The organism is Campylobacter sp. IFREMER_LSEM_CL2101 (assembly GCF_025771825.1).
Taxonomy (GTDB): Bacteria; Campylobacterota; Campylobacteria; order Campylobacterales; family Campylobacteraceae; genus Campylobacter_D; species Campylobacter_D lari_C.
The window spans coordinates 62,474-76,636 of record NZ_JAKMQZ010000006.1; the positions used below are offsets into that span (position 1 = coordinate 62,474).

Sequence of the window (14,163 nt, forward strand, 5' to 3'; positions counted from 1 at the left end):
TCTCAGCCTTTAACTTTTTTATTTTTTATAAATAAAGGTTTTGCACCTTCTTTGATCACTTCTTTAGTAATTACTATGCTATATCCATTATACTCTGGCAAATCAAACATCAAATCTACCATCATCTCTTCAATAATACTTCTTAAACCCCTAGCACCTGTTTTACGCTCTAATGAAAGCTTAGCAATCTCTCTTAGTGCTTCATCTTCAAATTTTAATTCCACATTATCAATAGCAAAAAGTTTTTGATATTGTTTAATAATGGCATTTTTTGGCTCAGTTAAAATACGCACCATGCTTTCTTCATCAAGCTCTTCTAAAGAAGCAAGCACATGCAATCTTCCTATAAGTTCAGGGATAAGCCCAAAATGCACCAAATCATCAGGCTCTAATCTTTGAAGCAAGGCTTCTTTTTCATCTTTTTTATCATCAGTAAAAAAGCCCATGACATTATCGCCTAGTTTTCTTTTAATGATATCACTAATACCATCAAAAGCCCCACCACACACAAATAAAATATTAGTCGTATCTATTTGTATAAAATCTTGATTTGGGTGTTTTCTACCACCTTTTGGCGGAATATTTACTAAAGATCCTTCAATGATTTTAAGTAAAGCTTGTTGCACACCCTCACCACTCACATCTCTTGTAATAGAACGATTTTCACCCATTCTTGCGATTTTGTCTATCTCATCAATAAATATAATCCCTTTTTGAGCTCTTTGCACATCTCCATCAGCAGCTTGCAAAAGACGAGTAAGAATATTTTCAACATCTTCTCCCACATAACCTGCTTCAGTTAAAGAAGTTGCATCACAAATTGCAATAGGCACATCTAAAAATCTAGCTAAAGTCTGTGCTAACAAAGTTTTTCCACTTCCTGTTGGACCTACTAATAAAATATTTGATTTTGCTAATTCTGTATCATCATCTTCTAAGTCAGATCTAAAAAGTCTTTTGTAGTGATTATACACACCTACGCTAAAGATTTTTTTAGCTCTATCTTGTCCGATGACATATTTATCTAAATATGCTTTTAATTCTTTAGGGGTTATGTCTTTAAAATTTTCTTTATCAACTTCTTTATTTTTTAGCTCTTTTTCCTCTCCAAAGAAAATATTGCAAGCACTTTCAGCACAATACTCACATATAAAGGCATTATTATAATCATTTACTAAAATTCTTCTTTCGCTTGTTTCTATTTCGTTACAAAAACTACATCTTTTAACCATGGTTTTTTTCCTTATATATAGGAATTCCTCTTTTTGTTTCTAAGATAAAATTACACATTTTTTTAACATTTTCACTAGAAGTACTTTCTAATAAATTCAAAGCATTATCTTTTAAATTTCCTTGTCTGAATAAAAATTTAAAAGCTTTGCTTAAAACATCCACTTCTTCTTTATCAAAACGCCTTCTAATGCCTACTAAATTCAAACTTCTAATGCTTGCGCGATTTCCTTCAGCCAAGCAAAATGGCACCACATCTTGAGAAAGCGCGCTAGCGCCTGCTATCATACACCCTTCTCCTACTTTTACAAATTGATGTATTGGAGTAAGCCCACCTACTACGGTATAATCTCCAAGTTCTACATGGCCTGCTAAAGTAGCATTATTTGCTAAGATGATGTGATCTCCTAAAGTACAATCATGCGCAATATGAGAATAAGCCATGATAAAAGCATTATCGCCTATCCTTGTAAAGCCATCGCCTTTGGCTGTACCTGAATTAATAGTAACAAATTCTCTAATAACCGCATTCTTTCCTATAATAACACCTGAATTTATCTCATCTTTATAAGATATATCTTGCGGGATATCTCCAACTATGGCATAAGAAAACACTTTCGAATTCTCACCTATAGTTACATTAGGTAAAATTCTTGCACCTTGTTTAATGATGGTATTTGCGCCTATGTTAGCATTTTTACCAACATAAGCATAAGCTTCTACTACAACATCATCTGCTATGATAGCTCCATCTTCTATAACTGCACTTGGATGAATTTTACTCATCATTTATCTACTATCATAGCTTTAAGTTCAGCTTCTGCAACTAATTGTCCATCTACAAAAGCTTTTCCTTGAAAAATCCACATATTTCCACGATTTTTCACTACACTCATTTCATAATCAAGTCTATCACCAGGACGCACTGGATTTCTAAATTTTGCATTATCAATACCCGTAAAATATACTACCTTGGTGCTTGGATCTACTTTATCATCCATACTTTCAAATGCTAAAACCCCTCCAGTTTGTGCCATACCTTCTAAAATTAACACACCCGGGTAAATTGGATGATCTGGAAAATGTCCCATAAAAACATGATCGCTTATACTAATATTTTTATAACCTCTAACAACTTCTTTGTTTTTTAATTCTACGATTTTATCTACAAGTAAAAACGGATACCTATGTGGTAAAATTTTTTGAATTTGCATTACATCTATCATAAATTTAGCCTTAAAATATATTCAAAATTCAGATTTTACAAAAAAAATATTAATAAATTAATTAAGTTTTATAACTTCACAATCTTTTCTTTACTATCAAAATAAATTTCACTTTTTGCCATAAATTCATAAGCACCTTTAATAATATTTTCAACAATAATTACCGGTGAAAGATCATAAGCACCAAAATGTTTTTGCCTTATTTTAACTTCTTGCTCTATTTTTAAAGGATTTTGTAAAAAATCTTCGTAATTTTTAAATCGCATTTTACATAAGCTATTAAAATAATCAAAACTCCATAAATTAATCTCATCCTTTGCACTTTTATAATGCTTTAAACCCTCATCTAAAATACTAAATTTAGTGTAAGAATTTTTAAAATGTGAGTAAAATAAAACATGAGTTTTTATAGCTTGTTTATTTTGTTTTATCAAAGCTCTTAACAAGCGGTAATTTAAAAATTTCTCTCTTTGAATTTCAAATTTAACGCCCTTTTTTTCTAAATTTTTTACTTGATTATAAAAATTTATTTTTTCTTCTATACTTGAAGGCAATATTTGTTTATTAATAGGACTCATAAGCTCATCTATAAAAGCTTTTTGGCCTTTTTGTTTAGAAAGTGCATAAATACATCCGCAATAATTTTGATGATAAAGCATATCTTGCTTTGCTAGGGCAAATTGTCTTTGCGTGCCTCCATTTTTTCTAAAATCAGGTGCTAAAAACTCTATGCCAAATTTATCACATTCTTTTTGTAATGCTAATTTTAGTTGCTCTAAATCTTTTTTAGGAGATGTTAAAAGAGTTGTTGTGAGTTTTTTTTCTCCTATTTTTTGGGCAAATTCAACACTTTTATGCATTCTAAAATCAAAACAAATTTGGCATCTTGCACCTTTTTCAGGCTCATCTTCATAGCCCTTTACACTCTCAAGCCATTTTTCATACTCATATTCACCTTTATAAAGTTTAATACCTAGTTTATCACAACTGCGTTCAACATCTAAAAATCTAAGTTCATGCTCACTATATGGATGAATGTTTGGATCATAAAAATACCCGATGATTTTCTCATCAGGATAGGTTTTGCTTAATTCTTGTATAAAATAATGACTATCCACGCTACAACAAATATGAACTAACATAATTCTTTTAACACCTTAAAAGCATGATCTTTTGCTTTTACATTTTTATAAATTTTTACAATATTTCCTTCCTCATTAATTACAAAAGTAGATCTTATAAGCCCTTCATACTCTTTTCCATAATTTTTCTTTAAACCCCAAGCGCCATAAAGTTTGCAAATTTCTTTTTCACTATCACTTAATAAAGTGTGCTTTAAATCATATTTTTTTATGAAATTTTCATGTGATTTCACACTATCTGGACTAATACCTATAATCACAGCATTTTTTCCTAAAAAATCATCATAACTTTGACTAAATTCACAAGCTTGTGTAGTACAACCTGGGGTATTATCTTTTGGATAAAAATACAAAATAATTTTTTTACCCAAAAAATCACTTAGAGAAATTTTAACTTCATCTTGATTTAAAAGTTCAAAAACCGGGGCTTTATCACCAATTTGTAATTCTTTCATTTTTTACCTTTCAATCTTAATTTTTCTACACTTTCACCACCAAAAGCAATATTATATGGCTCAATATCTTCTAGCATTATGACTATATTTTGCTTTGGTTTATTATATTTTGTATGTAAAAGTTCTGTAATATCTGCTATTAACTCTTCTTTTTGTGCTTTGCTAAATTCTGGTTTAGCAAGTTTGATATTAATAATAGGCATTGTTTTTCCTTGCTTCAAATAAAGAATTTTACTATATTCTAGCAATTATTAGTATATTTTTGATAAAATTAGTTTTATTTTCAATAAAGGCTTACTCATGATTAGGGCAAAAAAAATTTGGATGGATGGAAAAATCATTGATTTTGATGATGCAAAAATTCATGTTTTAACACATTCATTACATTATGCAAATGCAGTTTTTGAAGGAACAAGAGCTTATAAAACACAAAATGGTTTAGCAATTTTTAGATTAAAAGAACATACCAAAAGACTTTTAGAGTCTGCAAAAATCACTTTAATCAACTCACCTTTTTCTCAAGAAGAACTTGAAAATGCGCAAGTTGAACTTTTAAGAGTAAATGATTTTCAAAATAACACTTATTTGCGCCCATTGATCTTTTTAGGTGATGGAACTATGGGAGTTTATCATGCTAAAGCTCCTGTTAGAGTAGCTATTGCTGCTTGGGAATGGGGTGCTTATTTGGGCGAAGAAGGCTTAGAAAAAGGTATTAAGGTTAAAATTTCTTCTTTTGCTAGAAATAGCGTAAAATCTAGCCTAGGTAAAGCCAAAGCAAGTGCAAATTATTTAAATTCTCAAATGGCTAAATATGAAGCTATAGAAGCAGGATATGAAGAAGCTTTAATGCTTGATGAAGAAGGTTTTGTAGCAGAAGGAACAGGTGAGTGCTTTTTTATGGTTAAAGACGGGAAATTAATCACCCCTCCAAATGATTTTTCATTAAAAAGTATCACTCAAGATACTGTTTTAAAAATTGCACATGATTTGGGTATAAGCGTAGTGCGCCAAAGAATTTCAAGAGATGAAGTTTATGTGGCTGATGAAGCATTTTTCACAGGAACTGCAGCAGAAATAACTCCGATAAATAATATTGACGCAAGAATTATAGGAAATGGAAAAAGAGGTGAGCTAACAACAAAGCTCCAAAATGCGTATTTTGATATAGTTTATGGACGCAATGAAAAATACGCTTCTATGCTAACTTATATTTAACAAAGGAACTAAATGCCAGCTGATTTGAATGATTATTTTAACAAAAAAAACAATCAAAACAACAATAAGCAAAATTTAAATTTCAAAGCTCCTGAATTTAACTTCAAAGGTTTTGGAAAATTTTCTCCATTAATTTATAGTGCGATTGCAATTATTTTAGTTTTTGCGCTTTTTAAGCCTTTTGCAATAGTTAATTCAGGGGAAATGGGGATCAAGTCTACCACAGGTAAATACAGCCCTACTCCGCTTGAACCAGGACTTCATTTTTTTATGCCAGTATTACAAAAAATCACTATAGTAGATACTAGAGTAAGACAAATTAATTATGCTTCTATTGAAGGTGTAAATGAAAATTTACAAATAGGCTCAGGAGTTGTAAATAAAAATAGTATCTCTGTGCTTGATTCAAGAGGTTTGCCTGTGTCTATTGATGTAACCGTTCAATATAGATTAAATCCTTTACAAGTTCCTCAAACTATAGCAACATGGGGACTTAATTGGGAAAATAAAATTATTGATCCGGTTGTAAGAGATGTAGTAAGAAATGTGGTAGGTCAATATACTGCAGAAGAGCTTCCAACCAATCGTAACACCATAGCAGTGCAAATTGATCAAGGCATTAGAAAAACTATAGAAAGCCAACCAAATGAGCCTGCTGAGCTTCAAGCAGTTCAACTTAGAGAGATTATCTTGCCTATAAAAGTAAAAGAGCAAATTGAAAGAGTACAAATTGCTAAACAAGAAGCTGAAAGAACTAAATATGAAGTAGAAAGAGCTAACCAAGAAGCACTTAAAAAAGCAGCTTTAGCTGAAGGGGAAGCAAATGCAACCATCATTAGCGCTAAAGGTAGAGCAAGTGCAGTTAAAATAGAAGCTGATGCGCAAGCATATTCAAATAGAGAAATAGCAAAAAGTTTAAATAATCCTTTGCTTGATTTAAAACAAATTGAAACTCAAAAACAGTTTAACGAAGCACTTAAGGTTAACAAAGATGCCAAAATTTTCTTAACACCTGGTGGAGCTGTGCCAAATATTTGGGTTGATAGTAAAGATAGCAAAAGAACAAGCTCGGTAGCAAACTAAAATTAAAGAGTGATAATGAACGCCCAGCACATTCGAGAGCAAATGATTTTTTATACTACTCATTTGCACTTGATTGATTTTTTACTAATGGCTTTGGTTATATTTTTTTTCATTATCACTTTATTTATTGCTTTAATTATTAGAAATAAACCTGCTTTTGCTTTTACAGTTATTTTTTTAGGAATTTTATGTTCAGCTAGTATTGCGTATTTGGGATATTTTTTAATTGACACTAAAGTTAGATCAAGAATAGCTAGTTTAGATAATGCTCAATTTTTTGTATATGACAGCTCACTCAGCGTTGATTATAGCTTAACAAACACTTCTAAAAAAAGTTTTAAATATTGTAAATTAAAAGTAGAAGTCTTTAAGAAAAGTGATGATAATAGCACTTTTAAAAATTTATTACACACTATAAAACCTCTAAGAAGCAAATCTACCATTATAGAAAAAACAATAAATCCACAACAAACTATTAATTTAAAAACCAAATTTTCCGATTTTAAAGAAGGTCAAAAATTTGACATCGAAATTCATTCAAAGTGTTTTTAAATGGGATATTTTACTTTTTTTCATATTCTAATCATTTTCATTATGCTAGCTTCTACGGGTTTAACTTGGGTTTTACTTTACTTAAAAGTTCAAAATAAAAAATATATGATTATTTTTTGTATAGTAAGTTTTATACTTGCCTTGATTTTAACCATATCATTACTATTAACTATAGATCAATACACCAAAAAAGCAAGTTTGAGTAATTTTTCAACCTATAGACGTTTGGCAACAGAAAGCATTATTATAAAAGGCAGAATTACCAACGATACTAATTTTAAACTTTCAGAATGCTTTTTAGAGCTTAGAATAATTGATGATAATAAAAAACATGAAGTTAGTGGTGAAATTTTTAATCAACAAAATTTTGATAGTATCAAAAGAGCAAGCCAACAACAAAGAGATGCATCATATAATATAAATATCGCAAAAAACCTGCCAGGGCATACTTATAAAGATTTTTCATTTGAAGTGGGATTGCCACCTCATTTTCAAAGCTATAAAATATTTAAACAATTAAAATGCAAATAGGGATTATTTAATAAAATAATCCCCATCAAAACTAATCAAAGAATATTTTCTTTCATCGCCTATACTTGAAACTAATTCATTAATATCCAAAAAAGTCAAGCTATCTGCACCTGTATATTCTCTAACCTCTTCAATACTTTTATTAGCTGAGATTAGCTCTTCAAAAGTAGGCGTATCTATACCATAAATGTCAGGGAATTTAATTTCTGGGCATGCTATAGCCAAATGGATTTTTCTTGCACCTGCTTGTTTTAAAAGCGCGATGATTTTTTTAGAAGTTGTTCCTCTTACCACACTATCATCAATCACCACTATATCTTTGCCTTCTAAAACTTTTTTCATAGGATTGAGTTTTAATTTTACTTTTAAATTTCTCATTTCTTGAGTTGGTTCTATAAAAGTTCTTCCAACATAATGATTTCTCACTATTGCCATTTCAAGTGGAATTTTTAAATACTGTGCAAAACCTATAGCAGCACTCACACCACTATCTGGAACTGGCACTACAAAATCTACTTTTTCTTTAAATTTTTTAGCCAAGGCTTCGCCCATTTTTTTACGCACTTCATATACACTTTTACCTTCTATAATACTATCAGGTCTAGCAAAATAAATATATTCAAATGCACAAATTCTTGGATCTATCTTATCAAAAACTTGAATACTTTCAAACTCATCACTACCTTGAGTAAAAACTAGCATTTCACCGGGTTTTACATCGCGGATAAATTCAGCCTCTATCAAATCAAAAGCACAAGTTTCACTTGCTACAATATATCCACCATCTTTTAATCTACCCAAAGATAAAGGTCTAACCCCATAAGGATCTCTTACTACAAAAAGTTGATTTTTGCTAGCAAGCATAAAACAATACGCTCCCTTGCTTTGAGTTAAACTTTCTATAAATCTATCTTTTAAAGTTTCTTTTTTACTTTTTGCTATTAAATGTACCACATTTTCTGTATCCATATTTGAGTGAAAAATAGCACCATTATCAATTAGCTCTTTTCTAACTTCTTCTTTATTAATCAAATTTCCATTATGCACCAAAGAAATATCTCCCAAAGAACAAGTAGCTGCAACAGGTTGGGCATCATGCAAAGAAGAATTTCCTGCAGTAGAATAACGATTATGTCCTATAGCTATCTCGCCTTTTAATCCTGCTAGAATTTGTGTATTAAAAATTTGTCCTACTTCGCCTTTAGCTTTATGAGTTTTTATATTTAAACCATCGCTTACGCTAATCCCACTTGCTTCTTGTCCACGGTGCTGCATTGCAAACAAAGCATAATAAGCCACCGTACTTGCATTTTTTGAATTAATTACTCCAACTACTGCACACATTTAAATTCCTAAACAATCATCTATATCGTATAAGCCATTTTCTTGAGAAACTAGCCATTTTGCACATTTTATCGCACCTTTTGCAAAAGTAGCTCTTGAAGTAGCCGTATGATTTAATTCTATAAATTCACCTTCATTGTAAAAACCAACTCTATGTGAACCCACTATATCACCACCTCTTAAACTCATCACTGCGATTTCATCTTTGCTTCTTTGCCCAATAATCCCATCTCTACCGCTTACTCTGACCTTTTCTAAGTCTAAATTTCTAGCCTTAGCAACATTTTGTGCTAAAGTCATCGCAGTACCACTTGGGGCATCTTTTTTCTTATTATGGTGCATTTCAAGTATTTCTATATCAAAATCTCTCAAAGCCTCACTAGCTAAATAAGAAAGTTTTTTTAAAATCGCCACACCCAAAGACATATTAGTTGCATAAAGAATAGGCATAGTAATACTTGCACTTTGCATTAATTCATCTTGCTTAGCATCTAAACCTGTAGTACCTATCACCAAAGGCTTGGGATTACTTCTTGCGTATAAAAGCAAATCCTCACAACCCTTTGGAGTAGAAAAATCAATAATCACATCACATTTATTAAAAAAATCTTCATAATTTGATCCTTGATCAAAAAACGTACTAGCCTTTGCCTGCTCATCATCTTCTAGGCAAAGTCTTATTTGAGTACCCATACGCCCATTACTTCCATGAATTCCAATATTAATCATTTTAAAATCTGCCTTTTTAGAATTTGGAAAATTGTAGCGTTTATTTATTTAAAAGCAAATAACGCTTTTAATTAATCATCCCATTTTTGCCCTAAAAAATTTCCATTTCTATCAAAAAACATTTCCATATTATTACTTAGTTTAATTTCATATCCAAATTCTTCCCAGTCTACATCCACAATAAAAGCTCCAGGAAAAGAACTTTGAATTTTATCCATAATAGGTTTAGAAAGTCCGTAATAATTTTGAGTATAAGGATTATGCTGAGGCATATGAGGCATATTTTGTTGATATGAATTAGTATTTTGCTGTGTAATATTTGCACTAGCCATTAGTACCAAAGTTGTGCTTAGAATTAGTATTTTTTTCATTTTAGATTCTCCTTAATTTTTACAGGAGAATCTTAATTAGTTTTTGTGAAATTTATGTGAAGATTAATGCAAACTTTCAATATAAGCTAAAGCACTAAGTGCTGCAACCGCTCCATCACCTGCTGCACATATTACTTGTTTTGGTGCATCTTTTCTTAAATCACCTGCTGCAAACAACCCTGCTATATTAGTTTGCATTTTAAGATCCACACTAACTTGACCACCTTCTTCCATAGCACATAAAAACTCACCATTATCTTGTTTTAAGATTTCATTTCTTACATTTAATCCAACAAAGGTAAATATTCCAGGTACATCAAGCTCTCTTTTCGAACCGTCATTAAATGCTATTTTAATTTTATTAACACCCATATTATCGCCACAAACCTCATCAACCACTGCATTTGTGATTAATTCTATTTTTTCATTATTTTTTACTTTTTCTACTGTTGAAGGCGCTGCTCTAAACTCATCTCTTCTGTGGATTAAATATACTTTTGAGCAAATATTAGCTAGATACAATGCCTCTTCTAAAGCAGTATCTCCCCCACCTAAAACAGCTACTTCTTTATTTTTATAAAAAAATCCATCACAAGTTGCACAAGTACTTACGCCTTTACCAAAAAACTCATCTTCACCTTTAAAACCAGCACGACGCGGTGTAGAGCCTGTGCATACAATTACAGCTTTTGCTTGCTCGTTTTTACCACCTTCTAATTTTATATTAAAACTTCCATCAGCATTTTTGCTAATTTGCTCAACACCTACCATTTCATGTTTTAAACCAAAACGCATACATTGTTCATTCCAAGGAGCCATAAAAGAAATTCCATCTAAAACTTGAGCAACACCAGGGTAATTTTCAATTTCTGAACTTGAAGTAATCTGCCCACCAGGCATACCTTTTTCAAACATTACAACGTTTTTTAATCCACCTCTTGTAGCATATAAGCCAGCGCTTAAACCTGCGGGTCCACCACCTATAATAGCTAAATCTAACATAATATTTTCCTTGTAGTTTTATTTATAGGTATTATACAAATTTTTCTTTAATTATAAATAATAAAAATTATTAAATAGTAAAAAATATGAAGAAAAGCCACAAAAAGTGGCTTAAGATTATAAAAGTGAGTTTAGTTTGTCTGCTAAAGCTTGTTTTGATTGAGCACCAACTAGTTGATCTACCACTTCACCATCTTTAAAGAAAATGATAGTTGGAATAGATCTTACACCAAATTGTGCAGCTAAATCGCCTTGCTCATCTGTATTTACTTTACAAATTTTAGCCTTACCATCAAAATCATTTGCAAGCTCATCAATAACTGGAGCTAACATTCTACAAGGTCCACACCATGGAGCCCAAAAATCTACTAAAGCTACACCTTCTTTTGCTTGTGCAAAATTTTCTGTAGTTAAATCAATATATTTTCCCATTTTTTCTCCTTTATTTTTTCAAATTCTATTAAAATAGAATAAACATTCTCTTAATAACCAATGTTCTCTAAAAGTTTTATATCATCTTTATATACACAAAGTAAATCTATTTGGTAATTCTCATCACTTTTGTGTTTCATAAAGTAATACTCTATAGCTTTGATGATTTTATTGTATTTTTTATTATCTAATCTATATGCTACTTCATAATCACCTTGCGTACTTTTAACCTCAACAAAATGTAAAATTTTATCTTTTTTAGCAATGATATCAATTTCTCCAAATTTAGAATGAAAATTCCTTTTTAAAATTTCAAAACCTTGAGTTTTTAAATACTCGCATGCTAAATCCTCTCCTTTTTTACCAAAAAGATACTGCGATAAAGCCATTAATCTTCTATTCTCATCATAAAAACATCATCTTTTACAAATTCTTGTTCTCTAAGTTTTTGAATTAAAATTTGTATATTTTTTTCATAAGTTTGATGAGTGATAAAAAATAAAGTACTATAATCTTGCTTTTCTTTTTTTGGCTTTTGCAAGAAAGTATCGATTGAAATTTGATGTTCGCTCATTAATTGTGTGATTTTTGATAATACCCCTATTTTATCTAATACTTTTAATCTTAAATAATATCTTGTATAAATTTCATCTTTATTTAAAAGCTTATAAGAAGTATCATTTAAATACCCAAAAATAGCACTATTTTTTTCTTTTCTTGCTATATCGATTAAATCAGCTATAACAGCACTTGCAGTTGCCTTGCCACCTGCTCCTGGGCCATAATATAAACTTTCACCCAAAATATCTCCATCAACACTAATAGCATTCATCACTCCATCAACCTTTGCTAGTATTTTATCTTTACTAAGCATAGCAGGATGAACCCTTAGTTCTATTTTTTCATCTTTTATTTTAGCAATACCCAAATGCTTTATGGTGTATTCAAATTCCTTTGCAAAATAAATATCTTCATCGCTTACCTTACTAACACCCTCAATCAAGATATCTTCAGGTTTTACTCTTAATCCATAGGCAATATTTGCTAAAATTAAAAGCTTATGTGCAGCATCAAATCCTTCTATATCAAAAGTAGGATCAGCTTCGGCATATCCTAAATCTTGAGCTTTTTTTAATACTTCTTGAAATTTAGCATTATCTTCAGTCATTTTACTTAAAATATAATTGCTTGTGCCATTTAAAATGCCTTTAATAGAAACAATATTATTAGCACTCAAGCCCTCTTTTAAAATTTTAATAATAGGAATTCCACCTGCCACACTTGCTTCATAACCAAAAGCCGTATCTTGTGCTAATTTTTCAAGCTCATAACGATGATAAGCAAGCAAAGCTTTATTAGCAGTTACTACTGATTTTTTTCTTTTTAAAATCTTTGAAATTATCTCAAAAGGCAAATCAATACCACCCATTAACTCCACAAATACATCAATATCTTCACGCTCTAAAACTTCATCAATATCATTAACCACAGGAATTAATGCATTTGGTTTTGGATTTCTTGCTAAAGCAACCACTGGAATAATTTCTTCATCACATCTTGCTTTGATTAAATCTTGATTTTTTAACAAAGTTTCTACAACGGCACTTCCTACCGTGCCATAGCCTAAAATTGCTATTTTCATTTTATTCTCTTAAATATTTTTTTATATTTCTTGCTGCTTGACGAATACGGTTTTCATTTTCTATTAAAGCTATTCTAACATACTCATTGCCCGCTTCACCAAAGCCAACTCCAGGGCTTACTGCTACATTTGCTTTTTGCAAAAGCTGTTTAGAAAATTCCATACTACCAAGATGAGCCTTACTTTGAGGGAGTTTAGCCCAAACAAACATACTTGCATTAGGTTTTTTTAGCTCCCATCCTGCTTGAAAAAACGAATCAAGCAAGACTTCTAATCTTCTTGCGTAAGTTGCTTTAATCTCTTCAACACAAGTTTGATCTCCATCTAAAGCTATAGTAGCAGCAACTTGTATAGGAGTATACATACCATAATCAAACCAAGATTTTATCTTTTTCAAAGCAGCAATTAAGCGTTTATTGCCCACCACAAAACCCACACGCCAACCTGCCATGTTGTAAGACTTTGAAAGTGTATAAGTTTCCACTGCTACATCTTTAGCACCTTCAACTTCAAAAATAGAAGGAGTTTTATAAGAACCGAAAGTTAAGTCCGCATAGGCAATATCAGAAATAATATAAAATCTTTCTTTTTTTGCCATAGCAACTAATCTCTCATAAAAACTTTTTTCCACTGTAACTGTTGTAGGATTATGTGGAAAATTTACTACTACATATTTTGGACGCGGAATACTTTCATGTAATGTTTTTTGTAAATTTTCAAAAAAAGTATTTTCGTTTAATTCATAATTTTCATTAAAATCAAAATTCATAGTTGCTACATTACCACCTGCTATGATAAAAGCTTGAGTATGTATAGGATAAGCAGGTGTAGGTACAATAGCTACATCTCCTGGGTTAATAACAGCTCTTGCTAAATTTACAAAGCCTTCTTTAGAGCCCATCGTTGCAACTACTTCACTTTCAGGATCTAAATCAACATCGTATTTTCTTTTATACCAATTACAAATTGCAAGTCTTAGTTTATAAATTCCACTAGAAGCAGAATAACCAGAAGTTTTGTCTTTATTTGCACTTTCACAAAGCTTGTCTATGATATGTTGAGGAGTTTTGCCATCAGGATTTCCCATAGAAAAATCTATTATATCCTCCCCTGCTCTTCTTGCTGCCATTTTAATCGCATTAACTTCAGCAAAAACATAATTTGGAAGTCTTTCTATGGTATTAAAATGAATTTCTTCAAACATTGTCC

18 protein-coding genes are annotated in these 14,163 nt (G+C 30.9%); 4 read left to right on the forward strand and 14 right to left on the reverse strand.

Annotated features, from left to right (window positions below):
* Positions 1 to 2: 2 nt before the first annotated feature.
* From clpX to L8V88_RS05110, 6 genes are all read right to left on the reverse strand, one after another.
* Entirely contained in the window at positions 3 to 1,232 is a 1,230-nt protein-coding gene (clpX, locus tag L8V88_RS05085) for an ATP-dependent Clp protease ATP-binding subunit ClpX (RefSeq protein WP_039619273.1), read from the reverse strand.
* Entirely contained in the window at positions 1,225 to 2,016 is a 792-nt protein-coding gene (gene lpxA / locus L8V88_RS05090; RefSeq protein ID WP_087685677.1) for an acyl-ACP--UDP-N-acetylglucosamine O-acyltransferase, read from the reverse strand. Before lpxA ends, clpX begins: the two co-directional genes overlap by 8 nt.
* On the reverse strand, positions 2,016 to 2,456 hold the full coding sequence (fabZ, locus tag L8V88_RS05095) for a 3-hydroxyacyl-ACP dehydratase FabZ (RefSeq protein WP_039619275.1): 441 nt from the start codon (positions 2,454 to 2,456) through the stop codon (positions 2,016 to 2,018). Before fabZ ends, lpxA begins: the two co-directional genes overlap by 1 nt.
* 68 nt (positions 2,457 to 2,524) lie before the next feature.
* On the reverse strand, positions 2,525 to 3,598 hold the full coding sequence (locus tag L8V88_RS05100) for an epoxyqueuosine reductase QueH (RefSeq protein ID WP_263727135.1): 1,074 nt from the start codon (positions 3,596 to 3,598) through the stop codon (positions 2,525 to 2,527).
* Entirely contained in the window at positions 3,592 to 4,053 is a 462-nt protein-coding gene (gene bcp / locus L8V88_RS05105; RefSeq protein WP_263727136.1) for a thioredoxin-dependent thiol peroxidase, read from the reverse strand. The genes L8V88_RS05100 and bcp overlap by 7 nt, the downstream gene beginning before the upstream one ends.
* On the reverse strand, positions 4,050 to 4,256 hold the full coding sequence (locus tag L8V88_RS05110; protein ID WP_039619281.1) for a tautomerase family protein: 207 nt from the start codon (positions 4,254 to 4,256) through the stop codon (positions 4,050 to 4,052). The genes bcp and L8V88_RS05110 overlap by 4 nt, the downstream gene beginning before the upstream one ends.
* A 97-nt stretch (positions 4,257 to 4,353) precedes the next feature.
* Between L8V88_RS05110 and ilvE the strand changes: the two genes are divergently transcribed.
* Genes ilvE through L8V88_RS05130 form a run of 4 tightly spaced genes read left to right on the forward strand, consistent with a single transcriptional unit; the run spans position 4,354 to position 7,434 of the window.
* On the forward strand, positions 4,354 to 5,268 hold the full coding sequence (ilvE, locus tag L8V88_RS05115; protein WP_263727137.1) for a branched-chain-amino-acid transaminase: 915 nt from the start codon (positions 4,354 to 4,356) through the stop codon (positions 5,266 to 5,268).
* A 12-nt stretch (positions 5,269 to 5,280) separates the two neighbouring features.
* Entirely contained in the window at positions 5,281 to 6,351 is a 1,071-nt protein-coding gene (locus L8V88_RS05120) for a prohibitin family protein (protein WP_039619283.1), read from the forward strand.
* Positions 6,352 to 6,366: 15 nt separating this feature from the next.
* Positions 6,367 to 6,903 (forward strand): DUF2393 domain-containing protein, encoded by a 537-nt coding sequence (locus L8V88_RS05125; protein WP_263727138.1) that lies wholly within the window; start codon positions 6,367 to 6,369, stop codon positions 6,901 to 6,903.
* Positions 6,904 to 7,434: a DUF2393 domain-containing protein gene (locus L8V88_RS05130; protein WP_263674961.1), complete on the forward strand. Its 531-nt coding sequence runs from the start codon at positions 6,904 to 6,906 to the stop codon at positions 7,432 to 7,434.
* Positions 7,435 to 7,437: 3 nt separating this feature from the next.
* Here L8V88_RS05130 and purF read toward each other — a convergent pair whose 3' ends face one another.
* From purF to L8V88_RS05170, 8 genes are all read right to left on the reverse strand, one after another.
* Entirely contained in the window at positions 7,438 to 8,778 is a 1,341-nt protein-coding gene (purF, locus tag L8V88_RS05135; RefSeq protein ID WP_263727139.1) for an amidophosphoribosyltransferase, read from the reverse strand.
* Positions 8,779 to 9,507: a 4-hydroxy-tetrahydrodipicolinate reductase gene (gene dapB / locus L8V88_RS05140; RefSeq protein WP_263727140.1), complete on the reverse strand. Its 729-nt coding sequence runs from the start codon at positions 9,505 to 9,507 to the stop codon at positions 8,779 to 8,781.
* 71 nt (positions 9,508 to 9,578) lie between these two features.
* Positions 9,579 to 9,878 (reverse strand): PepSY-like domain-containing protein, encoded by a 300-nt coding sequence (locus L8V88_RS05145; RefSeq protein WP_263674958.1) that lies wholly within the window; start codon positions 9,876 to 9,878, stop codon positions 9,579 to 9,581.
* A gap of 63 nt (positions 9,879 to 9,941) precedes the next feature.
* On the reverse strand, positions 9,942 to 10,880 hold the full coding sequence (gene trxB / locus L8V88_RS05150; RefSeq protein WP_039619296.1) for a thioredoxin-disulfide reductase: 939 nt from the start codon (positions 10,878 to 10,880) through the stop codon (positions 9,942 to 9,944).
* A 117-nt stretch (positions 10,881 to 10,997) separates the two neighbouring features.
* A complete protein-coding gene (trxA, locus tag L8V88_RS05155) occupies positions 10,998 to 11,312 on the reverse strand; it encodes a thioredoxin (RefSeq protein ID WP_039619298.1) in 315 nt (104 codons plus the stop codon).
* Between the two features lie 50 nt (positions 11,313 to 11,362).
* Positions 11,363 to 11,701, reverse strand: coding sequence for a YraN family protein (locus L8V88_RS05160; RefSeq protein ID WP_263674956.1), 339 nt, complete (start codon positions 11,699 to 11,701; stop codon positions 11,363 to 11,365).
* On the reverse strand, positions 11,701 to 12,954 hold the full coding sequence (locus L8V88_RS05165; protein WP_263724283.1) for a homoserine dehydrogenase: 1,254 nt from the start codon (positions 12,952 to 12,954) through the stop codon (positions 11,701 to 11,703). The genes L8V88_RS05160 and L8V88_RS05165 overlap by 1 nt, the downstream gene beginning before the upstream one ends.
* Before the next feature lies 1 nt (position 12,955).
* Positions 12,956 to 14,158: an LL-diaminopimelate aminotransferase gene (locus L8V88_RS05170; protein WP_263724282.1), complete on the reverse strand. Its 1,203-nt coding sequence runs from the start codon at positions 14,156 to 14,158 to the stop codon at positions 12,956 to 12,958.
* Between the last annotated feature and the right edge of the window lie 5 nt (positions 14,159 to 14,163).